Here is a 24,456-nt window from a genome sequence, read left to right on the forward strand (position 1 = left end):
TATGGGGTTATTTAAAAAAGCAGAAGCACAACAAGTGAGTGTGAAAGGACATCAATTGCATTGTCCGGTTTGTAGTGAGACATTGTTTTACCAACGGGAAGCACAGCTAAATACCGCAGTTGCTTCATTTTTTAATTTTGATTGGGCCAATCGTTCGGCTATTTGTTTTGTATGTGCCAATTGCACTCATATTTCCTGGTTTTTGGGAGAGTAATAAAATTGTAAAGAAGCATTTTAAAGCATGAAAAGAAAAATAATAGGGGGATACTTGCTGCTGGCGGGTGTATTTGCTTTCATTCTTTCATCCTGTAGCGATGGAGAAACCATATACGAACATACCATCGATCGCCCGATAGATGTAAGAGCCACGCAAGGAGATTTTGTAGATATGATTGTAGTGGCCTGGGATGCTGATCCAATCGCAAAGATTTTCGAAGTCTATCGAATGAATGATGAAACGAAAGAATATGAGTTAATTGGAAAGACTGGGCACAAGTATTTTGTGGATCATGATGTTGAACAAACACATTCCAATTACTATTACAAAGTTCGGGTTTACAACTCGAAGAAGTTGCATAGCGATTATAGTGATATCTGTAGTGGTTATCTCGATCAGTTTCTTTCGGTACAGGGATTCGATGTGGTCGACGGAGATAATTTGGATCACATTTATATGGAGTGGCCCGAAGTAAAAGGAGCAGATTCATACGAGGTGCATCGTTCAGTTGACGATACCTTAAACTTCCAAAAGTTGATCGAAACCAAGTCTAATCACCACTACGACAGAAAGGTAGATGTTTTGACTAAATACTACTATAAGCTTAGAGCGGTGAATATGAAATTGGGAAAAACCAAATTTTCGGGTATCGATAGCAGCTACATTTATGAGCAGTATGAATATCTTGAAACCATTGGGGAAAGAGGCTACGACACTGGCCAGTTTAGTTGGCCTTATGGCATTTTATTCGATGCTCAGGACAATTTCTATGTTTCGGAAACCAGTGCCAACAGAATTCAGAAATTCAAAGCGAATGGCGATTTCATCAAGGTATTTGCCCACATGTCGGTTCCAAGAGGAATGGAGTGGTTCATTAATGGAAATATGCTGATTGGAGAATCGGATGTGAGCAGAATGGTAGAATACGATTTAAATGGAAACAGAATTGACTATTGGAACAATTCTTTCAGGTATTTCAGGGAAATTGATGTAGACAAAGCTGGAAATATTTATGTAACCGATAGTGATAACGATCGGGTGCAGAAATTCGATAAGGATAAAAATTTCATTCGAATGTGGGGTGGTGAAGGCACTGGTGATACCCAATTTGATTTTCCCTGGGGATTGGAAGTTTTTAATGATGTAGTATATGTTGGCGATGGAAATTTTGTTCGCCTCTTTACCTTAGATGGTGAGTTTATCGAAAAATGGGATTTTGAAACACCTGTTTATTACATCACTGCTCACAAGGGACACTTGTATATTTCCTGTAGAAACTATGTACTCAAAACCGATGAGGAAGGAAATATTCTTTCGAAGATTGGGATGGGAAAATTGGAAATGCCACAGGGTATAGGTTTTCACAGCGATGGCAGAATGTATGTGGTAGATACCGGAACGCACGATGTAAGGATATTCAGGAATTTGAGTGAATAAATCAGCAAGAGCTTTAACTTAGTTTAACCTAAATTGGCTTAACATTAACCTGATAGACTGTTAAAAATAACTTGCTTTGTATATCGACAAGAAATTGTACGAATTGCTTAAGAAATAAGTGTGAGTTCAAGCTAACCACTATACTAACTAGTCGATAAAATCCCTGTAAATTTCTTTTGCAGGGATTTTTTATGCCAGGTTTTGATTGCTTTCTTTACTGATACGATAGTACCTTGCATTCTCGAAGCCATGGCAAATGTCGTTTTTCCAGTACTGCATGCCCATTTTTTCCAGAACCTTTACCGAGGCGGTATTCTCAGCAACCACTCTGCCAATAATCTCATCGAAACCCAGTTTGTTGAAACCATAATCGATACATGCCTTTGCTGCTTCGCTCGCATAGCCTTTGTTCCAGTGGGTCCTGAATACGCGAAAGCCAAGATCTATCAGGCCTTCTTCAATCAATTTTAATCCACACCATCCAATAAATTCCTGATTCTCTTTGGCAATCATGGCCCAGCGACCATAACCATTCTTCTCATAGTCGGCATAATTCTCAAGAAATGTTCTGGCCTGATTTACCGATTCAAAGGGTGGATCTCCAGTATATCTGATTACTTCCGGGTCGGCATTCAGATCAAACATGCTCTGAGCATCATCGGGAACAAACTCCCTCAATTGCAACCTCTCCGTTTCTATAATGATTTTCATGACTTTTGATTTTGATTTATTTCAATCGAAGCAGCCTGATTTTATCTATTCGAACCGCATTTCCCTGGCCATTCATGTTGTTGTTGAATTCCTCAAAACTGATCTTAAAGAAATTATAGCCTTTCTTCAGATCTGCCTGGAAGCTATTGCTATAGCCATATTCGTTCCAGTTTCCTTTGCCTCGTTGCGGAAACACAATGGAGCCCAGGTAACCGTTATTTTGCCATAAGCTCCTGCTTACACACATGTCTCCATTGTCGAAATCTCCGTTGCCATTAGCATACAAAAAACTGATTTGATAAGTTCCTTTTCTAGGCGCTTTTACCTGGAAATAATAGGGTTCTTCATCTGTTTTCTTTAAAACGATATAAGGCGACTTCCGATTGGTTTGAAAAGCTTCAGCTTCCAAATGCTTTTCGTATTTGCTCTCATACAAAACCACTGGTTTCGAAAGAAAAGAATGAACTTTATTGCTGTCAAGTGCTTGTACACAATATTCAACAGGCTCTTCTATTTTAACATCGGTCATGTAGCTGTCCTTGGTTTCCAATAGCAGTTCGCCATTCTGATACACTTTGTAATACACTGCATTCTCAATGCTATTCCATTGCAATTCGTTATTTCGGTACGATAGTACAGGAGTTGCAGGTGAGTGGTAATGATCTACCAGATTTAATTCTTCTCCTGCGGGAACCTGGTTGTTCATTTTAATCACAATTTTATGATGCCCTTCTATGTTTTTAGGAACTACCGCTCGTCGGTATGGCGTTCCATCGAAGGTAAAGGAGCTGATTTTATTTCCAAATCCTAATACTTCTACATGAAGAATTGCATTGTGATATTTTAAATTGCTTAGAATTTGCTTGCCCTTCAATTCTCGCGGAATTACTGGCCTAAACTCCATTTGCTCGCTTGTTAATCGAATCCCCATCAGCACATGCAGATAGTTCGATAAGGAGGCTGAAGCACTTAAAAGGTCGGAATCCTTATTAAATTCTGTTCCCTGAAAATCGCCATTCTCCATCAAGAAATTCTTCTTGTTTGTTAAAAACAATCCACTCGATCGTAAGGAGTATGCCAAACCATGCAGAACCGCCCTGGTATTGCCATTTTCGGCTGCAGCCCAATTCCAACTCGCCTGAACAAATGGCCAAATACTATTGTTGTGGTAGCTTGGGATGTTTGGGATTTGAGGATGAAAACAAGCTACTCCAAACTTGCTTACTGGCACTTGATTTGCCGAAGCGTTGCTCACATTCCAAATGTTAGCTATCGATTCTCCAAGTCCATCTGAATGCTCGGAAAGTAAATTACTGTTTTTGTATAGAAACTGGGCGAAATGTTTGTTTCGATCCAAACGGAATTTTGTATTGATACTCTTTTTCAAGGCTTCCGAAATGTGCTCGTATTTTTGAACATCTTTCGAGAGCAATTTGCCCATGTTGATTAAGGCTTGCAATGCCTCAAAATGGATCACCTGGTTCGAAAGAGAATAACTTTCGTAGATATCTGTTGGTGTCATCCATGCAGGGTAGGACTGTTCTCTCCAGTTTAAAAAAGAGGCTTCGCCCTTAAACAGGTGCATGTGGTAATCCCAAATCACATTTACATCATCCTCTATGCTGTTTTTGATGATAAAGTAGGTTTTTCTCAGCCAATCGTTGTCACCGGTTGCCTTATAAACCTCCCAGGCAGCTATTGCCCAAAGCAATCGATCCGAAGCAATTGGCCATGAGCCACCTGTGCCAGGATCTTGCATAATTCTATCATTTTTAACTCGTTTAATCAGGCTGTTTTTGCATACTTCAGGGTGGATAAGCGCCAAAGAAAAAATGCTGGAATATCCAAGCTCAACCGTTGTGATGTATTCATCTAAAAAAATGCTGTCTTCTATAATTTTACGATCGATTTCCTCAAGGGAAAGGTTGTAAACGGCATTTAACAAATCATGATTGGATTCATAAGAAGGATAATGAAACAATTTTCGTTTCAGCTTCCATTCATCACTTGCAAGATTGGGGTAATTTGATGTGATTTCTTTACTGCCATCGGCAACGGCCTTAAATTCTCCTTGCTCAATCCTGTTGGGATAAATCTTAAACTCATCAGAATTGAATACAATGGTATTGTCAGAACTGCAAGCCGAAACCAGGATGGTGGTAAATAGGATACAGGCTAGGTATAGTCTGACATGTAGGGGATTTTTTTGCATATTATTGATTTGAATCAGCAATAAAAATAGCAAATCGTTCTAAAAATTAAAGACTTGTTACGGGCTTTTCTAGCCAATTGCCTGTATAACACAAAAAAAACGACCGAAGCCGTTTTTTCTAGTGGGTTAAAAGTAATGATGTATGTAGTAATTGAGATTATACTAAAATTATATAAAATAATTTGTTAAGTCAATACTTTATTATAAAAATTATTGTTTTTTTGTTTTGTTAATAATTTCTGCCTCCTCAAGAATTACATCATATTTATAACCAGCACCAAAATCTTTATCTAAAGTTAAAAGTCCTTTAAATTCAATAATTTCCCCAATGCTTACACTCTCTTTTGTTGTAATGGTAAGATCGAAACTTCCATTATGGTCGGTGCCATCCTGAATGTGAACCCAGTTTTTATTTAATATATTTTTATTGAATTTGCTCACTTTCCCTTTTACTTTAATAATGGAATTTGCCAATTCTGATTTACTCTTGTAAAGCTCCTCAATGGTGGTATAGCCTTCCGTTTTTTTAATGTCTACCTCTAGTTTTACCGACGATGGTTTTTTCATCATACTTTCATGATGAAGGTTAGAAATGGGCTTTGATTCGCCTGATATGGAGTTCAGGAAGTAAATCAAAGGAAAGGTTCTGTTCAGCTCCTTGCTGTGAAAATCTTTCATGGGTAAAGCATCTTTGTAGTAGTAGGCTTTTCCTATTTCAATTGGTTGTTTTCTAATGGCAACCCATATCTCTTCCTTGTCGTTCTTTCCCTTAATATAGGAATAGGTACTTCCGTTGATTACTTCACTTACTGTGATTTTTTCTCTGCCGTCAGGAACGTCTACAGAAGCTTGTTTTGGTTCATTTTTACAGGCCGATAAGAGTATGGCACTTACAAATAGGATGGATAATACTAATTTTTTCATAGGTGTATATCTTGATTTTATATACAAGATAATGGTTTTATTCTTACCTGCTTTACAAGTCTTGTTTAAGAAAGTTAAAAACTTGTTAAAAGACTTTTAAATATCCATCCTCAGCAGAGAAAACTTTTTATTTGTTATCGGTGAGTTTAAAATGTTATTGTAAATTAAATAAAGACTTGAATGTCTTAAAAGTTCAATAACGGACAGTGTTGTAACGAAATCGAACATTATTAGAATAATTCTAAATAAGATCGATAGAAATACAAAGGTGGGTAGTAGTGTTTTTTGTGTTTTGGTATAAAAAATGTTGCATCGCAAATCGTTTTTATTTAGACCTAAAACATATTTGACTGTACGGCGATGAATTTGTCTTTAAAAAAGCTCCTGTCACTTATCTTTATAGAGTTTTAACCAAATAATAAAAGTTTCAAGCATGCTACGTATTTTATTATCCTTAATAATTGTGTGTTCCAGTTTGGCTGGAATGGCTCAAAAAGATGCGCAATGGCGCGGAGAAAACCGAGATGGTAAATATCCTGATACAAACCTTCTAAAGTCATGGCCTGCCGAAGGTCCTAAAATGCTTTGGCATTTCGACAATCTTGGCGATGGACATGCTTCTGCTGCTGTAACCGAGAAATATGTATACACAGGTGGAACAGAAGGAGACAATGGTTTTGTAATTGCTTTCGATCATGATGGAAAGCAGGTGTGGAAAGAAGTGTATGGCAAAGAGTGGATGGATTCTTACGATGGTGTAAGAACAACTCCAATGATTAATGATGGAATGCTTTATATCCTTACAGGTCTTGGAGAGTTGGTAGCCATGAATGCCGACAATGGAAGCCTTGTGTGGAAAAAGAATATTCTTGACGAATTTGAAGGAAGTAACATTCGTTGGGGAGTAACTGAAAACCTTGTGGTTGAAGGAGAGAAGCTATTCTGTACTCCTGGAGGAAGCCAGGCAAGTGTTGTAGCTCTAAACAAGAAATCGGGTGACTTGATTTGGAAATCAGTTGCCAAGGGTGAGAAATCAGCATACTGTTCGCCAGCTTTAATTAAAGTGGGCAAGAGAAGTCTTTTGGTAACTCATACTCAAAATTCAATAGTAGGTATCGATACCAAAGATGGTAAAATGCTATGGAGTATCGATCATCCTAACCGTTATTCAATTCATCCAAATACTCCTGTTTACCAGGATGGAATGTTGTACTGCTTTAGCGGATATGGCAAAGGTGGTGTAATGTTGGAATTGTCGGAAGATGGTTCAAGTGCAAAAGAACTTTGGAGAAATGAAAAGCTGGACAACCAAATGGGTGGTGTAATTCTTTTGGATGGAAAAATCTACGGATCGGGTCATGTTAACAGAGAATGGTTCTGTTTGGATTGGAAAACTGGCGAAACCGTGTATTCAGAGAAAATGCTAAGTCGCGGAAATGTAATTTTTGCTGACGGCATGCTGTATTGCTATGGCGATAGCGGCGAAGTTGCATTGGTAGATGTTAGCAATGGTTCATTTAATAAGGTGAGCTCGTTCAGAGTCCCATTTGGCGAAAAACAGCACTGGGCACACCTTGTAATTCACAATAAGAAACTATACGTGCGTCACGGTAGTTCTTTAATGGTTTATTCTATCTAAGCTAAAATTAAATTGATATGACTAAAATTCTTGTAAGTATAATCGCTTTTCTTCTTGTAGTACCTGCTATTGCACAGGAAAAAGTGTTTACCGAATGGCGCGGACCAAACAGGACGGGTGTATACCAGGAAACAGGTTTGTTAAAAGAGTGGCCGGCCGAAGGTCCTGAGTTACTTTGGCACAACGACAGTATTCCGGTAGGTTACTCATCGGTTGCTATTGCTCACAATACCATTTTTTTAACCGGACTTGTGGATAGCCTTGACTACTTGCTTGCCCTTGATATGAAAGGAAACAAGAAGTGGCAGGTTGCTTATGGTCGCGGATGGGATGGCTCTTTCGTGGATAGCCGTGCAACTCCAACCATCGAAGATGAAAGAATTTACCTTTCGAGTGGTAAAGGAGATGTTGCCTGTGTAAATGCTTTAACGGGTGAAATTATCTGGAAAGTAAAAGCGACAGAAAACTTTGGTGGAACTTTTGGCAAATGGGGAATTTCAGAATCGATTCTTCTATACAAAAACATGGTGTATTATACACCTTGCGGTGATCAAACTACCATGGTTGCCCTGGATAAGATGACGGGAGAAACCATTTGGCAATCGAAAAGCCTGAATGATAATCCTGGCTATGTATCGCCACTGATGATCAACAGAAATGGCAAAAATCAGATTGTAACCGTAATCGAAAAGAGCGTTATCGGATTAAATCCGGATAACGGGAATATCGATTGGCAATTTGATTATGGCGCATATGCCGGGGGAAAATGGAAAGCCAATATTCAAACCAATACGCCCTTGTACAAGGATGGTAAGATATACATTACCAATGGTTACGATCATAAATCGGTAATGCTGAACCTGAACGAAGATGCTTCGGGTGTGGAATTGGCCTATGTTGATTCTCTTTTGGATGTACACCATGGTGGAGCTGTATTACTGGATGGATACATTTATGGCGCCAACTGGCTTCATAACAGAATGGGGAACTGGTGTTGCCTGGATTGGAATACCGGTGAAAAAATGTACGAAACCGAGTGGCAGAACAAAGGTTCGATTATTTCGGCCGAAGGAATGTTGTACTGCTACGATGAAAAAGGTGGTAACATTGCTTTGGTAAAAGCAGACCCTAAAGAGTTTAAGGTAATTAGTGAATTCAAAGTTCCTTATGGAAAAGGACCACACTGGTCGCATCTTGTGATACAAGATGGGGTGATGTATGTGCGTCATGAAAACGCACTAATGGCTTACTCAATTAAAGAATAAAAATAAGAATTTATGACCTGGCAGTGTTCTTCGAACCTGTCAGTGTCTTGTTGAGACATTACAATATGCTGTCGAAAAGAAGCGAAAAAGGTTTAATTCTACTGGCCATTGTAGTTGCAATGCTACTTTTTGTATACTGGTTGGCTTATAATCCGGTAAAGGATATTCATGCAAGTATTCCTGGAATGGATAATCGTCCGAAGGAAAGTGCCGATGATGGTGGAAAAGTGAAAATTGGAGAAGGATTTGATTTCTACCAGGATTTTGAGTCCGATTTGCAGGGAAAATGGGTGCAGTTTCGAGGAGCCAATTCAGATAATATTTCCAGCGATCAAAGCAAACTAATCGACTCTTGGGGCGATGGCCCTAAAATTGATTGGCAGGTGGAACTGGGAGAAGGTCATGCCGCTCCTGTAGTCTATAATGGCAAAGTCTATGTACTGGATTACGATGAAGTAAAAAAAGCCGATGCCTTAAGATGCTTCTCTTTAGAGACCGGAGAAGAACTCTGGAGAAGATGGTACCGCGTTCGTATCAAAAGAAATCATGGGATTTCGAGAACGGTTCCTGCCATCAACGACAAATACCTAATTACAATTGGACCTCGCTGTCATGTCATGTGTACCGATCCTAACACAGGAGATTTTCTTTGGGGAATCGATTTGGTAAAAGAATACATGTCCGAAATTCCATTTTGGTACACTGGTCAATGTCCTGTAATTGTTGATAATATTGCCATTATCGCGCCTGGCGGATCATCTCTTTTAATTGGGGTTGATTGCGCAACGGGCAAGGTGATCTGGGAAACGCCAAATCCTGATGGCTGGAAAATGTCACACTCTTCGGTTATGCCAATGACTTTGGATGGTAAGAAAATGTGGGTGTATGCTGCTGTTGGCGGTATTGTTGGTGTTTCGGCAGAAGGTGACGATTTGGGTCAGATTCTGTGGAAAACCAAAGATTTTGCCCCTTCGGTTGTTGCGCCGTCGCCAGTTGTTTTTGGAAATGGCAAAGTATATATGACTGCCGGATATGGAGCCGGTGGTATTCTATTGCAGGTTAAAAAATCAGGAGGAAATTATACGGTTGAAACATTGCAGAAATTCAAACCAAAAGATGGTATTGCCTCCGAACAGCAAACACCAATCCTTTACGATGGGCACATGTTTAGTATTCTTCCAAAAGATGCAGGTGGAATAAGAAATCGTTTCGTGTGTGTCGATCCAAACGACTGTCAGACCATTCTTTGGGATAGTGGTTCGGCAAACCGTTACGGATTGGGACCTTATGTGGTTGCCGATGGTAAGTTTTTCATCCTAAGAGATGATGGAACGGTTGCCATTGCAAAAGCAACATCTAAAAGTTTCCAGTTATTGGACAAAACCAAGGTGATGGATGGACACGATGCCTGGGGACCATTGGTAGTGGTAGATGGCCGCTTGCTAATGAGAGATGATAAACACATGCTTTGTATCGATCTGAGAAAGTAGTAGGAATTGAAAAAAATGAATTTGCTAAAATCGTATACCAATGAGAAATAAATTGATTTTATGGTTTTCTGTTCTCTTGCTTGTGGTGCTGATAGCATTCATGGCAAAGGATCTGTTTACATCCAATGATCCCACAGATAAGAATGTGTATGAATACGATTTGAACTCTCTTAGAGAGGTGGATTCCAAATTGGTGAGCCATAAGGAGAGCAAGCAAATCAAAATCAATGCCGATGAAATTCATGCCATTGCTACCGATCAGAATGATCAAATTTATGTGGGTACCGATAAAAATGTAATTGTACTGGATGCCGAGGGAGCTCTAATCCGCAGCTTAAAACTGCGACAGCCTGCCTCTTGTCTAACTGTAATGGATAATGGAAATATTGTGGTTGGCATGAGTACACGTGTCGATATCAGGAAACCAGATGGAAGCCTGAGAAATAGCTTCGTGGTGAAAGGGGAGAGAACCTATATCACTTCCATTGCAGTTCAGGATGAAAACATTTTTATTGCCGATGCTGGCCAGAAAATCATTCATCATTTCGATATGGATGGAAACAAAATCAAAGAAATTGGAGGAGAAAACCAGGAGGAAGGAATCAAAGGATTCGTAATTCCGAGTCCATTTTTCGACCTGTTGATTGGTCGCCAGGGAGAATTATGGGCCGTAAACCCGGGCAGACATGCTTTTGAGGCCTATAATTTCGAAGGCCAGCAAATATCGAATTGGGAAAGAACCTCGATGAGTGTGGAAGGTTTTAGCGGTTGTTGTAATCCATCGAATATAGCAATGCTTTCCGATGGTTCTTTTGTAACAGCAGAAAAAGGATTGGAAAGAATTAAAATACACCTCCCTTCCGGGGATTTCAAATCAGTAGTTGCCGCTCCCGAATTGTTTGAGGAGGGCACCATTGGAATCGACCTGGCAGTGGATTCAAATGACAGGATATTGGTCTTGGATCCTGTAAAAGGATTAATCAGAATTTTTGAAGCAAAATAGAATGGAAAGAAGAGATTTTTTGAGAAGTGGTATGAGAGGGCTAATCATTGCAGGATTAACAGCAATTAGTGGCGTTTTTGTTTATCGCAATTACACCACAGAGGAAACTTGCGAGTTTACAACTCCTTGTCAGGATTGTAAAAGCCTAAAAAGTTGCCAAAAACCAGAAGGTTTAAAGTACAAAAGAGATCAAAAAGCTTCTAATAATCAATAACTAGTCAGCAAAAACTAGTCAATATGAAAAAAGACAGAAGAGAATTTATCAATACCTGTTTTCGTTTTGCAGCCGGAGCCAGTATTGTAGGTGTTGCAGGAGTCTTGGCAAGCAAAAGTGCCAAAGGAGATTATTTTTGGCAGCTCGATCCAACAAAATGCACACAATGTGGGCGTTGTGCAACCAGTTGTGTGGTAACACCATCGGCGGTAAAATGCATCCACGTATACGACATGTGCGGCTATTGCGATTTGTGTGGTGGATATTTTCGTCCGAACGTAAAAAATCTATCTACAGGTGCAGAAAATATGCTTTGCCCAACAGGAGCAATCAAACGAACCTATGTCGAAGATCCGTATTTCAAATACGAAATTATCGACGATTTGTGTATTGGCTGTGGAAAGTGTGTGAAAGGTTGTGGAGCTTTCGGAAATGGTTCCCTGCAATTACAGGTGAGTCACGATTTGTGTGTGAATTGCAACGAATGTGCCATTGCACGCGATTGTCCTGCCGATGCATTTAAACGAGTTCCTCTTGAAGAAGCCTACCAGTTTGCCGGCTTCAAAACCAATAAAAAGATTTAAGAAATGAAGAAAGTCCTTTCGATACTCTCTCTTTTACTATTATCCATAGTTGATTTTGCCACCTTTGCGCAAACGCAACGATTTCCAAGACCGGAGTTTGAGTCAGGTTATACCCAACCGGTTACTTCAATGCCGGCGCCGCGAGCAGGAATATTTGCCTTGGTAGATGTATTGCTTTTAATTGCGGCTTTAAGCCTGATTACCTGGTTTATTCATAAAAAACGTTCCAGAACAGGAGTGGTAATCACTTCTCTGTTCTCCCTTGTATATTTCGGATTCCTAAGAGAAGGCTGTGTTTGTTCTGTGGGATCGGTTCAGAATGTGGTCTTGGCCCTGTTCAATCCTGGATATCATATCCCACTTTCGGCATTGGCATTTTTTGTAATTCCTTTGGTATACACACTCTTTTTCGGAAGAACCTTTTGCGCAGGTGTTTGTCCTTTGGGAGCTGTGCAGGATGTTTTCCTTTTAAGACCAGTAAGCTTGAAAAAGTGGCTTCAGAAGGTTCTTGGTTTAATTCCTTGGATTTACCTTGGTTTGGCAGTTCTTTATGCTGCAACCGGAACCGATTTTATCATTTGCAGATACGACCCTTTTGTAGGGATATTCAGGTTTAATGCTACCTTTTTCATGTTTGCCATTGGAGCGGCATTTTTGCTAATCAGTGTGTTTATTGCGCGTCCATACTGTCGTTTTCTTTGTCCTTATGGTGTGATTTTGAACCTGGTAAGCCGTGTGTCCAAAAATCACCTAAGCATTACTCCAGCGAGCTGTATTCAGTGTAAACTTTGTGAGAATTCATGTCCGATTGATGCCATCAATAAGCCGGTAGAGGTGAAGCAAATGGAAGATAAACGATCGGCAACCCAACGTTTTATTCTTCTGGCAATGATTATTCCGGCCCTTATGATTATTGGAGGTTGGGTGGTTTCAAACTTCCATGAGAACCTGGCCATGGTAAACTCTAAGGTTAGACTGGCAAATGAACTATTGCATTTCGATGCTGATACCATGAAAGAAAGCCTGGAGATTGAAGGGTTCAGAACTTCTGGAAAAACCAAAGAGGAGTTGTACCTGGAATCAGCCGATATTTTGAAGCAATTCTATTACGGATCGTGGATCTTGGGCGGATTTATTGGTTTGGTGTTTGGATTATCGCTGGCAGGATTAACAAGATACCGCTATCGTGAAGACTATGAAGCCGACAAAGGCGAATGTGTGAGTTGTGCCCGATGCTTGAAATATTGCCCGGTGGAAAAGGCTTAACCACAAAGTAAGCTTGGACTGCTTGTAAATTTTAATGAAAAGCATTTAAAGAACGGAATAAAACGTGTGATTTTATAAGAATTAATAATATAACTCGGATATTAAATTGGGCGCCTTTGAGTGCCTTTGTGAAGTACTTCGAGTATCCTTTGTGGTAAAATTATGAAGAACAAATTCAAAATAAGAAAAACCAATCTTTCGCTGTGGAGAAACATTGCCATAATAGCGGGTACTTTCTCCTTTATCATCTGCATGTTGGTGCTGGTGAATTACATACAAATTAATCGAATTGATCCGGTAAATACGGAATTGATTAATTCATTGGTTCAAAGATTAGAAGAAAATCCAAATGATAACCAATTGCGCGAGCAGATTCGTGAAATGGATCTTTTGGTAAGAAAGGCCTATTTTACCAATCAGTGGCAGGTAAAAGCAGGAGGATATCTTCTGTTATTGGGTGTAATTGTAACTGCTATCGCTTTACAAATGTTCTATGCAGGTAAGCAAAAGTTGCCTCAAATTAGCGAAGAAGAAGAGGAGAACATTGTCTTGTTCAAAGAGAAGGCACGCAAATGGATTGGTGTTGGTGGTTTTGGATTGGTGGCAATTACCTTACTGATAGCCTTTTTAACCCACAAGGAATTGGGAAATCAGTTTACCCAGGCTGCTTTGGTGGCTCAAACAACACCTGAAGAGACCAGCGATGTTGAGGTGGTAGAACCAATCAAAGAAGAAGTTGTGAAGGAAGAACCTGCCAAAGAGGAAGAAACTAAAGAAGAACAAGCAAGCGAAGAAGTACAGAAAGAGGAAGAAAAGCCTGCCGAAACTGTTGTGGAGGAAAAGAAAGCGGAGCCAGCTGAGAAGAAAATAGAAGCTCCTGTCACAAAACCTGCAAGCAGTGCCAGCTATCCTACAAAGGAGATGATGGCAAACTTTCCTGCATTCCGTGGTGCTGGTGGACAGGGAGTATCTTACCAGAAAAATATCCCAACCGATTGGGATGGAGCAAGTGGCAAGAATGTACTTTGGAAAGTTCAGGTGCCGATTCATGCCTACAACTCGCCTGTAATTTGGGGAGATAAATTGTTTTTATCTGGTGCCAATGCCAGTCAAAGAGAAGTATATTGCTACGATCGCAACAACGGAAAATTGCTGTGGACAGCAAAAGCGGAAGGCATTGCCGGATCTCCTGCCAAATCGCCTGAAGTAACACCAGATACAGGTCATGCAGCTTCGACGGTAACAACCGATGGAAAATCGGTATTTGCCATTTTCGCCAATGGCGATATCATTGCCTTGGATTTTAATGGAAAACAGAAATGGGCAAAAAACCTGGGCGTACCTGATAACCATTACGGACACTCTTCGTCTTTGCTGATCTACAAAGAAAAATTGATTGTACAGTTCGATCACAAAAAGGCAGCAAAAGTAATGGCTCTTTCAACTGCCGATGGAGCTGAGTTGTGGAGCACAAAAAGAAAAGTTCGCGTTTCGTGGGCATCACCTGTAATTGCTGAAATTGGTGGCAGAACAGAGGTGATTTTGGCTGCTGATCCTTGTGTGGCATCTTATGATGTAAACACAGGGCAAGAGCTATGGAAACTGGATTGTATTACTGGTGAGGTTGGTCCTTCGGTTGCAGTTGGCGATGGAATTGTATATGCTTTGAATGAATATGCAAGCCTAGTAGCCATTAAACCAGGCGAAAGTCCGGAGGTATTATGGGAAGCATACGATTACCTTTCGGATGTTCCTAGTCCGATTCTTTCTGGCGACAACTTGTTTATTGTAACCAGTTATGGTGCAGTGGTTTGTTACGATGCCAAATCGGGAGAAATCCGTTGGGAACAGGAATTCGACAGTGGATTTTATGCATCGCCAATATTGGTTGATGGGAATGTGTATCTGCTTGACAGAGATGGGGTAATGCATATTTTTAAAGCCGATAAGGAATACCAGGAAATTGCAGCTCCTGCATTGGGAGAGAAATCAGATATGACACCAGCATTTGCTGATGGCAAAGTATATATCCGAGGAGAGAAACACCTTTATTGCATAGGGAAATAGTTATGATGGAGATTCAAAATATTGTTGATAAGATAATTGCTGAAAAAGGAAAGGATTCTGATAAGGTAATACCAATTCTTCAGGCCATTCAGGGGAAGTTTAATTACCTGCCCGAGGAAGCCCTGAAAAGAGTTTGTGAAACCACTGAAATTACCGAATCTCAGATTACGGGAATCTCTACCTTTTACTCCCAGTTTCGTCATCAGCCTGTAGGGAAGCATATTGTGAAAGTGTGCGTTGGAACGGCTTGTCACGTAAAGGGAGCAAAACAGGTTTACGATAGCTTTAAGCGCGAATTAAACATTAGCGAGGGCGATACAGATGCCGAGAAGCTATTTACTGTAGAAGAAGTTGCCTGCCTGGGTTGTTGTACCATTGCCCCGGTTGTTCAGATCGATGATGTAACCTATGGTCATGTAGAAACAGGTAAGGTTGCCGAAATTATTGAAGATTTTAAAAATCTTGCCCCAAGAGAGGAGAAGCAGGTTCGTGAAGTAACAGAAGATGGGATCTCGCAAGGAGAAATCCGCATCGGATTAGGATCTTGCTGTATTGCGAGTGGAAGTTCGGGGGTAAAGGAAGAACTGGAAAGAACACTTGCCGATAACCAGATTAAAGTGGATGTGAAGCAGGTAGGCTGCGTTGGTGTTTGTAATCAGGTGCCAATGTTAGAGATTCACAAAGAGGGGGAAGAAGCTGCTTTTTATACCAAAATCAATGCGAATGAGGTAAGCGAAATTATAAAAAAGCACTTTCGCTCCGAAAGTTGGATGAGTCGCTTTAAAAACAGGTTCTACAACTACGCCGAAAATCTTACTTTTTCTGATATTCCGATTAGTTCGAACAGGTATAATGCCAACGAAGAAGATACGCCAATTGCCGAATTTTTGAAAGGACAGGTTAATATTGCTACCGAATACAGGGGAGAGATCAAACCTTCTGATTTTGAAGAATACAAATCGAAGAATGGTTTCGAGGCATTTATAAAATGTTTGAAAGAGCTTTCGCCTGATCAAATCATTTCTCAGATAGAAGAAAGCGGACTAAAAGGCCGAGGAGGAGCAGGTTTTCCATCTTTCATCAAGTGGAATTTGGTGAAAAATGCCAAGGCCGATAAAAAATACATCATCTGTAATGGTGATGAGGGCGATCCGGGAGCTTTCATGGATCGTATGTTGCTGGAATCTTATCCATTCCGTGTAATCGAAGGAATCATGATTGCAGCATATGCAGTTGGTGCCAGCGAAGGTCGCTTGTACATTCGTGCAGAGTATCCACTGGCGGTAACCCGAATTAAGGAAGGTTTGGAAATCCTGAAGAAAGAAGGTTTTATTGGAGATAATATCCTGGGAAGCGACTTTTCTTTCGATTTACAGGTGTTCGAAGGTGCTGGAGCTTTTGTGTGTGGTGAAGAAACTGCATTAATCGCCTCAATTGAGGGGAAACGTGGAATTCCCGAATTGCGCCCACCTTATCCTGCCGAGAAAGGATTATGGGAGAAACCAACCTTAATCAACAATACAGAAACCCTTTCTTTGGTGCCATTTATCATTCGTAAAGGTGCCGAAAGTTTCAAGGAGATTGGAACGGATAACAGCAAGGGAACCAAGGTATTTGCCTTGGCAGGAAAAATCAAGCGAGGTGGTTTGATTGAGGTACCAATGGGAATTACCATTAAACAAATTGTAGAGGAAATTGGTGGTGGAATTGCCGAAGGCAAAAAGTTTAAAGCCGTGCAGATTGGAGGTCCATCAGGTGGATGTATCCCTGCAAACATGTCTGATACAGCCATTGATTTCGACTCTCTTAAAGAGGTAGGAGCCATGATGGGATCGGGAGGTTTGATTGTTCTCGATGAATCGGATTGTATGGTGGATATTGCCCACTATTTCTTGTCCTTTACCCAGGAAGAGTCCTGCGGACGATGTACATTCTGTAGAATTGGTACAAGAAGAATGCTTGAGATCCTTGATAAAATCAAATCCGGAAAGGGAAAATTGAGCGACCTGGATCTACTGGAACAGTTGGCCATCAATACGCAAAAGGGAAGTATTTGTGGATTGGGAAAAACGGCGCCAAATCCAGTGCTGTCAACCTTAAAATATTTCCGTCACGAATATGAGGCGCACATCAAAGGCGAATGTCCTGCCGGCAAATGTGAAAGCCTAATTCGCTACGAAATTAACGACGACTGTACCGGATGTACCAAATGTGCTCAACGTTGTCCGGTGGATGCCATTCAGGCGAAACCATACGAATTGCACACGGTTGACAATGAATTGTGCATTAAATGCGATATCTGTAAACAGATTTGTCCGGTTGATGCAGTAGAAATAAAATAGAATTTGACGAGAGCTGATCGGTTTTAAGAACAGACAGCTCAGAAATAAGATACCAATGCCAACAATTACAATAGATAAGCAGACCTTAGAAGTTGCCGAAGGAACAAGTATTTTAAATGCAGCCCGTTCTGCAGGCATCGAAATTCCAAGTATGTGCTACCTGGATGGATGCAGCAATCATCCAACCTGCATGGTTTGTATGGTAAAAAACAATGCCAACCAGCAAATGATTCCTTCCTGTGCTACGAAAGTGGTAGATGGAATGGATTTGGCAAGCGATGATGCAGAAGTAAAGGAAGCCAGGAAAGAGGCCATTGAGCTTTTAATGAGCGATCATGTTGGTGATTGCGAAGCTCCTTGTCGTGTGGCTTGCCCGGCCTATATGGACATTCCAAAAATGAACCGCTTCATTGCCAATAATCAGTTTGATAAGGCATTACAAATTGTAAAAGAGGAAATTGCCCTTCCAGGGATTTTGGGATATGTATGCTCTGCGCCCTGCGAAAAAGTTTGTCGTAGAAAAGATGTGGATCAGGCAGTTTCCATCTGCTTACTGAAACGTTTCTCCGACGAGGAAAGCAATGAGTATCTTCCTGAGAAAAAAGAAAGTAATGGGAAGAAAGTAGCGGTAATTGGTTCAGGTCCGGCGGGTTTGTCGGCTGCCTATCATTTGCTGCTGAATGGATACAGCTGTGAAGTGTTTGAAAAAGAAGAGCAAGCCGGAGGGAGCCTTTTGCCTGCCATAGAAAAGGGAGAATTGCCTGAAGATATCCTGAAAAGAGAAATTGAAATTCTGAAGAAATTGGGCCTTGTGCTAAATGTGAAGCAAGAAATTACATTGGAAAAGTCTGCCTCTTTACAAAAGGATTTTGATGCATTGATTCTTGCCAATGGTGCAGAAGGAGAAGTGTTTGATTTGGAGAAAGGAAAATCGGGCTTGCAGGTTAAGTCAGGAACTTATGCCACTTCCAATTCGAAAGTGTTTGCCTGTGGTAGCATTATTCGAGTGCAAAAAATGGCTGTAAAAGCTGTAGCTATGGGAAAAGAGGCAGCCTGGTCGGTAGATTCATACCTAAGTAAGGGCGAAGCCAAGACAACAGAACGCCTGTTTAACTCCAGATTTGGAACCCTTCGTAAAGAGGAGTTGGCAGAATATTTGAAAGAATCGGTAGAAGGAGATCGTGTGGAAGCAAAATCTCCGAAAGGATATAGCAAAGAAGAAGCTATTGCGGAAGCAAAGCGCTGTATGCATTGCGATTGCCGTAAACTCGACAATTGTCGTTTAAGAGATTGCGCAGAAGAATATAAGATCGACCGCAGAAGGTTTGCATTGGGAGAAAGAAATTCTGTGGTGAAATACATGAAGCATGATTCGGTAATTTACGAACCTGAAAAATGCATTAAATGTGGATTGTGCATTGAAATCGCCGAAAGGCATGGTGAAAAAACAGGATTGACCAATATTGGCCGTGGTTTTACCGTTAAGGTAGCAGTACCCTTTAATCAGGAATTGAATGAAGCGCTTAAGCTAGCGGGCAGAGAATGTGCTGAAGCTTGCCCAACAGGAGCTTTATCGATGAATAATTAGTAATTAACAATGAGAATGACCTGGCAGTCTTTTCAGAAATTGTCAGCTTTAAGTAGTTATGAAACAATTGATTTTAATCATATTAAGTGTAGTGATGAGTCTTGGCTCTATTGCACAGAATAAACACAATTGGCTTTCTTTTCGTGGAGATACCGAGTTGAGTGGTGTAAGCCAGGCTGAATTGCCGAAGAACCCATCGCTTTTGTGGTCGTTTAAAACAGGCGATGCCATAAAATCTTCGCCAATTGTGAAAAACGGGATGGTTTATGTGGGTTCAAACGATGGTTACTTATACGCCTTGAACAATAAAGGCGAATTGAAATGGAAATTTAATGCCAAGACTTCTTTGGAAGCTTCTCCTATGTACCTGGATGGAAATATCTATATCGGGGCACTGGATGGAGAGTTCTATTGCCTGGATGCCAGTTCGGGCACTGTGAAGTGGAAGTTTACCACGGATGGACAAATTTCAGGTTCAGCCAATTGGTTCTTCGATAAAGAGAGTAAGAAGAAGAGAATTATTTTCGGATCGTATGATTTCCTGCTGTATTGCCTCGATGCTAAAACCGGGAAAAAAATGTGGACCTACGAATCGGATAATTACATTAATGGAGCAGCTTCCTGCAATGGTGAAATTGCCGTTTTTGGAGGGTGCGACGGTTTTCTGCACCAGGTGGATGTAATGACTGGGAAAGCAAAAAACAAGCTCGATATACAGACTTACATCGCTTCATCGGTAGCATTGGATGGTAACTTAGCCTTTTTTGGCAATCACGATGGAGAGTTTTACTGCGTTGATTTTCAGAAAAATCAGGTAAACTGGAAAAAGGAAGGTGCCATTTCTTACCTGGGATCGCCTGCCATTGCCAATGATGTGGCCATTATTGGCGCTGAGAACAGACAGGTGTATTGTTTCGATAAGAAATCGGGAAAAATCAAATGGCAATTTAAAAGCAGGAATAAAATAGAAGCATCGCCCATAATTGCTGCCAATGCAGTGGTAATGGCTTCGGGTGATGGCCGAATTTATTTGCTGAACAAAGAAAATGGCCAGAAAATTTGGTCGTACGAAATTGGCAGAGCCTTAATTGGAACGCCTGCTGTGGTGGAAGGCTTGATTGTTGTGAGCTCGATGGACGGCAGTGTTTATGCCTTTGGAGAGAAATAGAGCATTTGACAGGAGAATTGGGGCATAGAACGAAAAAAAGTGATTTTGAAAACGAATATTGATATTTTAAGCATTCTAAAGAAGAAGCAATGGATATAGAATTAAAAGGGGTTTCAAAATATTACCAGATTCCGGGTAAGGAAAAAAGACTTGTACTCGACAACTTATCTTTGAAAATAAAATCAGGTGAATCACTTGCTATTGTTGGACCTTCGGGTTCAGGGAAAAGTACTTTATTAAATCTGATCAGTTCACTGGATCAGGCGAGTGAAGGAAGTATTTTACATGCAAATAAAGATGTGAGTGGATTATCGGAAGAGGAATTGTCTCAGTTTCGAAATCGAAACCTGGGTTTTGTATTCCAATCGCATCACTTACTACCGCAATTGAATTTAATTGAGAACGTATTGGTTCCGCTTATCCCTGAAAAGGAAAAGAGCTTAAGAGAAGAAGCAGAGCAAAGAGCGGAAAAACTGATTGATTTTGTGGGATTGAAAGATCAGATGACACAAAATCCGGGTCAGATGTCGGGTGGTGAATGCCAAAGAGCCGCTGTTGTGAGGGCTTTAATTAACCAACCAGGTTTACTATTGGCCGATGAGCCTACAGGTTCCCTGGACAAATTATCGGCTGAAATGCTGGGAGACCTACTGGTGTCGATTAACGAAGAGCAGAAAGTGACCTTGGTGCTGGTAACTCACTCTATGGAGCTGGCAAAAAAAATGAAAAGAGTTTACAAACTGGATAATGGAAAATTATCAGAAATCTAATATCAAAACCCATACTATGAAAAACTACATCTTAATCTTGTTGGCAGTAACATTGTTTTCCTGCACATCAAATCAGAAGAAAATTAGTGAGTGGAGAGGTGAAAACCGCTCTGGAACTTATGCCGAAACCAACCTTTTAAAACAATGGCCCGAAGATGGACCAAAGCTGCTTTGGGATGCTGAAGGAATTGGTAATGGTTATGGCTCTCCGGTGATTAGCGATAATACCATTTACCTGAATGGTGAAATTGATAGTGTTGCTTACCTGTTTGCAATGGATTTGCAAGGAAAAGTATTGTGGAAGACAGAGTTTGGAAAAGATTGGATGAAGAATTTTATTGGAAGTCGTTCTGCTCCAACACTAGTGGATAGTTTGGTGTATGTAGCATCTGGTTTAGGCGATGTAGCATGTATTCATGCCGAAACAGGAAAATTAAAGTGGCATTTGAATATGCTTGAGAAGTTTGAAGGCAAAAATACCCGTTTTGGATATTCTCAATCTCTTTTGGTTGATGGCGATTTGGTTTTTGCAGCTCCAGGTGGTGTAGAAAACAATGTAATTGCTTTGAATCGATTTACAGGAGAAACCCAATGGACCAATGCAGGTTTGGGTGAAATCCCTGCTTATTGTTCTCCATTGTTGGTAGAGTTTCCAAGTAGAAATATTTTAGTAACTTTCTCGGAACATGCTTTATTGGGAATTGAAACAAAAACCGGTAAAACATTATGGACTCACCTGCAAGATACTACCAAAGGAGATGTAAATGGTAACACACCCATTTACGAAGACGGATTTTTATACTACGTAACAGGATGTGGTAATGGTACTGTAAAACTGAAAGTTGAAGAAGAAGGTGCTAAAATCACGGAAGTGTGGAAGAATGAAGAATTAGATAACATTATGGGCGGTGTTGTGAAGCTTAATGGAAAACTTATTGCTTCGGGCCATCGCAAGAAAGTATGGAAGAGTGTTGATGCCGAAACAGGTGAAACACGCGACACCTTAAAATTTGGACGAGGCGCAAGTATTGCTGCCGATGGGATGTTGTATTGTTACAATGAAAGAGGACAAGTTGGACTTGTTGCTGTAAGTCCTGAGAAAATGGAATTGGTAAGTAAATTTAAAGTGACCAAAGGTACTAAGGAGCATTTTGCTCAGCCAGTAATTGCCAATGGGGTATTGTATATCCGTCATGGCGATGCACTTATGGCATACGATATAAAAAGCAATTCATAATTAACAATGAGTAATTAATAATATCAAGCGAGAGTTGAAAATGTTTTGTTTGAAGCTCGTGTTAAGTTCGGAACAAAGAAGCATTTACAATTATTAAATAGATGCCCTAATCCGAGATAGCTATCGGAATTTACTGACTTTTTTATCCATGGAAAAAGTCAGAGTATTCCGGCTTGAGGAAAATAATAAGATTGTTACTAAAAACTTATAATATGAGTAAGCAGATATTTATTTGTGGATGCGAGAAAGATGGTAAAATCGAAAAAGAGTCGGTTCAGAAATTGAAGAAGACTCTGGAGGAGAAGAATATTGGCTTCACTTATATTGAAGATATGTGTGGCACAATACTTAAAAATCCTGATGATTTGGAAAGCCTTTACACAGCCAAAGATGCAGTTGTTTTTGGCTGTCAGGCTCGTGCCATGCAACACCTGGTAGACAATTCGGGACGTAGGAATGAAGAACTTGCAACGGAATATTACCATATCGATGATGAGAGGGATGAATTGATTTCAAGCCTGGAGTCGGGTAGTGGTGAACCTTTGCAGATTAAATATTCCGATGATTGGAAACCCTGGTATCCGGTAATCGATTATGAACGTTGTAATGGCTGTAGAAAATGCCTGAATTTTTGTCTGTTTAGTGTTTATTCGGTTGAGGATGATGGTACTGTAGTGGTATCGGCTTCGGCCAACTGTAAGGATATGTGTCCTGCATGTGCAAGGGTTTGTCCACAAAATGCAATTATCTTCCCTAAACATGCCGAAAGTCCTATTGATGGAGGAGAAGGAGATGGATCTGAAAATGAAAAAACAGATATTCTTGAACAAATCCAGAATGATGATGTTTATTCAGTATTGAGTGCAAGGAGAAAGAACTTCCAGGTTTCTTTACTGAAGAAAGATCAGTTACAACTGGCCGAAGAAGAGCGAAGAGCATGTTGTAGCGGAGGCGAAAAGAAAGAGGAAAAAAAGGAAGAAAAGTGCGATTGCGATTGCAATTGTAAAGACGAAGCAGCAGTAGCAAGTTGCGATTGCGATTGCGACTGTAAAGAGGGAGATTCAAACTCTTGTTGTTGTTAGTTCACTCAGTTCAAATCTATTATCTAAAAACTATAGTTAATGATATTTTCATTAGGAGCCAGAATATTTCGTAGCGTTGATTTAAAGTTGCTTTGGAAACTTGGATACAATCTTGGTTTTAAAGGAATGAAGGCAGTGGCGAAACACAAGAAACGTCTGAAAAAAGGTGAATTGTATCCTGCCTTTATGATGATTTCGGTGACCGATAACTGTAATCTGAATTGCCAGGGCTGTTGGGTAAGCATCAACAATACTTCCAAGGGCATGGATGTGGAAACATTGGAGAATATTATCAATTCCAGTAAGAAGAAAGGGTCCTATTTCTTCGGATTATTAGGAGGCGAACCTTTGATGTATCCGCAGTTAATGGATGTTATCGAGCGACATTCCGATTGCTATTTTCAGTTGTTCACCAATGGAACTTTATTGAGCGATGAGATTGCTCAAAGAATGAGAGCCCTGGGAAATGTTTCTCCTTTAATTAGTGTGGAAGGTTTGCAGGATGTGAGCGATGTTCGTCGTGGTGCAAATAATGTTTATGGCAGAACAATGACTGGCATAGAATCGGCAACCCGAAACAAACTATTTACCGGTGTTGCCACAAGTGTTTGCAAATCGAATTTTAAAGATTTGGTGAGCGAAGAGTTTGTGAATTCCTGCATTAAAAAAGGGGTGCATTACCTGTGGTACTATATTTATCGTCCTGTTGGCGAGCGTCCAACAACCGATTTGGCCTTGTCCGAAGAGGAGATTTTGGAACTGCGCCAGTTCATGGTCGATATTCGTGTGAAAGCGCCATTAATGATTATCGATACCTATTGGGATGAAAAAGGAAATGCACTTTGTCCGGGGGCAATTGGCTTATCGCACCATATCAACCCTTACGGTGATATAGAATTTTGTCCGCCAATACAATTTGCGGGAGAGAATGTTGGCGATGGTTCAAACCTGGAATCAGTCATTGAAAATTCTAAATACATATCAGGATTAAGATCAGGAATTAAAGAAAAAACACAAGGCTGTATTTTACTTGACGATCCTGAACATTTACATCGTATGCTCCAGGAGGTGGATGCATATGATTCATCGAAAAGAAGCACAGCATTTCAAGAATTACAGAAAATGAAGCCTTGTGCAGGCCATCATTTACCGGGAAAGGAAATTCCCGAAAAATCATGGGTGTATCGATTTGCCAAAAAGTACTCCTTCTTTGGCTTTGGTGCCTATGGATAATCAATCG

At 40.4% G+C, this 24,456-nt stretch carries 20 protein-coding genes; 17 read left to right on the forward strand and 3 right to left on the reverse strand.

Annotated elements, in window-relative coordinates; translation table 11 throughout:
- Nucleotide 1: 1 nt before the first annotated feature.
- Both ELS83_RS14170 and ELS83_RS14175 read left to right on the forward strand, forming a co-directional pair.
- Nucleotides 2-214, forward strand: a complete 213-nt coding sequence (locus ELS83_RS14170; protein WP_171596216.1) for a hypothetical protein — start codon at nt 2-4, stop codon at nt 212-214.
- A 27-nt stretch (nt 215-241) separates the two neighbouring features.
- Nucleotides 242-1,654, forward strand: coding sequence for an NHL repeat-containing protein (locus tag ELS83_RS14175; protein ID WP_171596217.1), 1,413 nt, complete (start codon nt 242-244; stop codon nt 1,652-1,654).
- 189 nt (nt 1,655-1,843) lie between these two features.
- Here the strand turns inward: ELS83_RS14175 and ELS83_RS14180 are convergent, their stop codons facing one another.
- The 3 genes from ELS83_RS14180 to ELS83_RS14190 form a co-directional block, all read right to left on the reverse strand.
- Nucleotides 1,844-2,365, reverse strand: coding sequence for a GNAT family N-acetyltransferase (locus tag ELS83_RS14180; RefSeq protein ID WP_171596218.1), 522 nt, complete (start codon nt 2,363-2,365; stop codon nt 1,844-1,846).
- Nucleotides 2,366-2,381: 16 nt separating this feature from the next.
- A complete protein-coding gene (locus ELS83_RS14185; protein ID WP_171596219.1) occupies nt 2,382-4,577 on the reverse strand; it encodes an alpha-L-rhamnosidase-related protein in 2,196 nt (731 codons plus the stop codon).
- A 210-nt stretch (nt 4,578-4,787) separates the two neighbouring features.
- On the reverse strand, nt 4,788-5,501 hold the full coding sequence (locus ELS83_RS14190) for a hypothetical protein (protein ID WP_171596220.1): 714 nt from the start codon (nt 5,499-5,501) through the stop codon (nt 4,788-4,790).
- Between the two features lie 433 nt (nt 5,502-5,934).
- On the opposite strand from ELS83_RS14190, the gene ELS83_RS14195 reads away from it, so the two are divergent.
- The 15 genes from ELS83_RS14195 to ELS83_RS14265 all read left to right on the forward strand — a co-directional run bounded on the left by ELS83_RS14195 (nt 5,935) and on the right by ELS83_RS14265 (nt 24,449).
- Complete coding sequence (locus ELS83_RS14195) at nt 5,935-7,140, forward strand: outer membrane protein assembly factor BamB family protein (protein WP_171596221.1); 1,206 nt, start codon at nt 5,935-5,937, stop codon at nt 7,138-7,140.
- 17 nt (nt 7,141-7,157) lie between these two features.
- Complete coding sequence (locus ELS83_RS14200; RefSeq protein WP_171596222.1) at nt 7,158-8,405, forward strand: outer membrane protein assembly factor BamB; 1,248 nt, start codon at nt 7,158-7,160, stop codon at nt 8,403-8,405.
- A 65-nt stretch (nt 8,406-8,470) separates the two neighbouring features.
- Nucleotides 8,471-9,895: an outer membrane protein assembly factor BamB family protein gene (locus tag ELS83_RS14205; protein ID WP_171596223.1), complete on the forward strand. Its 1,425-nt coding sequence runs from the start codon at nt 8,471-8,473 to the stop codon at nt 9,893-9,895.
- Nucleotides 9,896-9,935: 40 nt separating this feature from the next.
- Entirely contained in the window at nt 9,936-10,898 is a 963-nt protein-coding gene (locus ELS83_RS14210; protein ID WP_171596224.1) for an NHL repeat-containing protein, read from the forward strand.
- Between the two features lies 1 nt (nt 10,899).
- Nucleotides 10,900-11,112 (forward strand): hypothetical protein, encoded by a 213-nt coding sequence (locus ELS83_RS14215; RefSeq protein ID WP_171596225.1) that lies wholly within the window; start codon nt 10,900-10,902, stop codon nt 11,110-11,112.
- 23 nt (nt 11,113-11,135) lie between these two features.
- On the forward strand, nt 11,136-11,696 hold the full coding sequence (locus ELS83_RS14220; protein ID WP_171596226.1) for a 4Fe-4S dicluster domain-containing protein: 561 nt from the start codon (nt 11,136-11,138) through the stop codon (nt 11,694-11,696).
- Between the two features lie 3 nt (nt 11,697-11,699).
- Nucleotides 11,700-12,962: a 4Fe-4S binding protein gene (locus ELS83_RS14225; RefSeq protein ID WP_171596227.1), complete on the forward strand. Its 1,263-nt coding sequence runs from the start codon at nt 11,700-11,702 to the stop codon at nt 12,960-12,962.
- A gap of 162 nt (nt 12,963-13,124) precedes the next feature.
- Nucleotides 13,125-15,029, forward strand: coding sequence for a PQQ-binding-like beta-propeller repeat protein (locus tag ELS83_RS14230; RefSeq protein WP_171596228.1), 1,905 nt, complete (start codon nt 13,125-13,127; stop codon nt 15,027-15,029).
- 2 nt (nt 15,030-15,031) lie between these two features.
- Nucleotides 15,032-17,371 (forward strand): NAD(P)H-dependent oxidoreductase subunit E, encoded by a 2,340-nt coding sequence (locus ELS83_RS14235; RefSeq protein WP_216616565.1) that lies wholly within the window; start codon nt 15,032-15,034, stop codon nt 17,369-17,371.
- A gap of 55 nt (nt 17,372-17,426) precedes the next feature.
- The gene (locus ELS83_RS14240; protein WP_171596229.1) at nt 17,427-18,959 is read left to right on the forward strand and encodes a 2Fe-2S iron-sulfur cluster-binding protein; all 1,533 of its coding nucleotides are present in this window, start codon (nt 17,427-17,429) and stop codon (nt 18,957-18,959) included.
- Nucleotides 18,960-19,017: 58 nt separating this feature from the next.
- Nucleotides 19,018-20,127 (forward strand): outer membrane protein assembly factor BamB family protein, encoded by a 1,110-nt coding sequence (locus tag ELS83_RS14245; RefSeq protein WP_171596230.1) that lies wholly within the window; start codon nt 19,018-19,020, stop codon nt 20,125-20,127.
- Between the two features lie 89 nt (nt 20,128-20,216).
- Nucleotides 20,217-20,897, forward strand: a complete 681-nt coding sequence (locus ELS83_RS14250; protein ID WP_171596231.1) for an ABC transporter ATP-binding protein — start codon at nt 20,217-20,219, stop codon at nt 20,895-20,897.
- Between the two features lie 16 nt (nt 20,898-20,913).
- Nucleotides 20,914-22,134 carry an outer membrane protein assembly factor BamB family protein gene (locus ELS83_RS14255; protein WP_171596232.1) on the forward strand — a complete coding sequence of 407 codons (1,221 nt, stop codon included), beginning with the start codon at nt 20,914-20,916 and terminating at the stop codon, nt 22,132-22,134.
- A 212-nt stretch (nt 22,135-22,346) separates the two neighbouring features.
- On the forward strand, nt 22,347-23,216 hold the full coding sequence (locus ELS83_RS14260) for an ATP-binding protein (RefSeq protein ID WP_171596233.1): 870 nt from the start codon (nt 22,347-22,349) through the stop codon (nt 23,214-23,216).
- Nucleotides 23,217-23,255: 39 nt separating this feature from the next.
- Nucleotides 23,256-24,449: a radical SAM protein gene (locus tag ELS83_RS14265; protein WP_171596234.1), complete on the forward strand. Its 1,194-nt coding sequence runs from the start codon at nt 23,256-23,258 to the stop codon at nt 24,447-24,449.
- Nucleotides 24,450-24,456: the final 7 nt, after the last annotated feature.

This window comes from Marinifilum caeruleilacunae (assembly GCF_013141825.1).
Taxonomy (GTDB): Bacteria; Bacteroidota; Bacteroidia; order Bacteroidales; family Marinifilaceae; genus Marinifilum; species Marinifilum caeruleilacunae.

Excerpts from the sequence above, each read along its gene's own strand:
- ELS83_RS14260 (WP_171596233.1), top strand. The coding sequence starts at position 22,347 with ATGAGTAAGCAGATATTTATTTGTGGATGCGAGAAAGATGGTAAAATC.
- ELS83_RS14175 (WP_171596217.1), top strand. The coding sequence starts at position 242 with ATGAAAAGAAAAATAATAGGGGGATACTTGCTGCTGGCGGGTGTATTT.
- ELS83_RS14255 (WP_171596232.1), top strand. The coding sequence starts at position 20,914 with ATGAAAAACTACATCTTAATCTTGTTGGCAGTAACATTGTTTTCCTGC.
- ELS83_RS14265 (WP_171596234.1), top strand. The coding sequence starts at position 23,256 with ATGATATTTTCATTAGGAGCCAGAATATTTCGTAGCGTTGATTTAAAG.
- ELS83_RS14245 (WP_171596230.1), top strand. The coding sequence starts at position 19,018 with ATGAAACAATTGATTTTAATCATATTAAGTGTAGTGATGAGTCTTGGC.
- ELS83_RS14170 (WP_171596216.1), top strand. The coding sequence starts at position 2 with ATGGGGTTATTTAAAAAAGCAGAAGCACAACAAGTGAGTGTGAAAGGA.
- ELS83_RS14185 (WP_171596219.1), bottom strand. The coding sequence starts at position 4,577 with ATGCAAAAAAATCCCCTACATGTCAGACTATACCTAGCCTGTATCCTA.
- ELS83_RS14205 (WP_171596223.1), top strand. The coding sequence starts at position 8,471 with ATGCTGTCGAAAAGAAGCGAAAAAGGTTTAATTCTACTGGCCATTGTA.
- ELS83_RS14210 (WP_171596224.1), top strand. The coding sequence starts at position 9,936 with ATGAGAAATAAATTGATTTTATGGTTTTCTGTTCTCTTGCTTGTGGTG.
- ELS83_RS14230 (WP_171596228.1), top strand. The coding sequence starts at position 13,125 with ATGAAGAACAAATTCAAAATAAGAAAAACCAATCTTTCGCTGTGGAGA.
- ELS83_RS14220 (WP_171596226.1), top strand. The coding sequence starts at position 11,136 with ATGAAAAAAGACAGAAGAGAATTTATCAATACCTGTTTTCGTTTTGCA.
- ELS83_RS14240 (WP_171596229.1), top strand. The coding sequence starts at position 17,427 with ATGCCAACAATTACAATAGATAAGCAGACCTTAGAAGTTGCCGAAGGA.
- ELS83_RS14195 (WP_171596221.1), top strand. The coding sequence starts at position 5,935 with ATGCTACGTATTTTATTATCCTTAATAATTGTGTGTTCCAGTTTGGCT.
- ELS83_RS14190 (WP_171596220.1), bottom strand. The coding sequence starts at position 5,501 with ATGAAAAAATTAGTATTATCCATCCTATTTGTAAGTGCCATACTCTTA.
- ELS83_RS14235 (WP_216616565.1), top strand. The coding sequence starts at position 15,032 with ATGATGGAGATTCAAAATATTGTTGATAAGATAATTGCTGAAAAAGGA.
- ELS83_RS14225 (WP_171596227.1), top strand. The coding sequence starts at position 11,700 with ATGAAGAAAGTCCTTTCGATACTCTCTCTTTTACTATTATCCATAGTT.
- ELS83_RS14180 (WP_171596218.1), bottom strand. The coding sequence starts at position 2,365 with ATGAAAATCATTATAGAAACGGAGAGGTTGCAATTGAGGGAGTTTGTT.
- ELS83_RS14200 (WP_171596222.1), top strand. The coding sequence starts at position 7,158 with ATGACTAAAATTCTTGTAAGTATAATCGCTTTTCTTCTTGTAGTACCT.
- ELS83_RS14250 (WP_171596231.1), top strand. The coding sequence starts at position 20,217 with ATGGATATAGAATTAAAAGGGGTTTCAAAATATTACCAGATTCCGGGT.
- ELS83_RS14215 (WP_171596225.1), top strand. The coding sequence starts at position 10,900 with ATGGAAAGAAGAGATTTTTTGAGAAGTGGTATGAGAGGGCTAATCATT.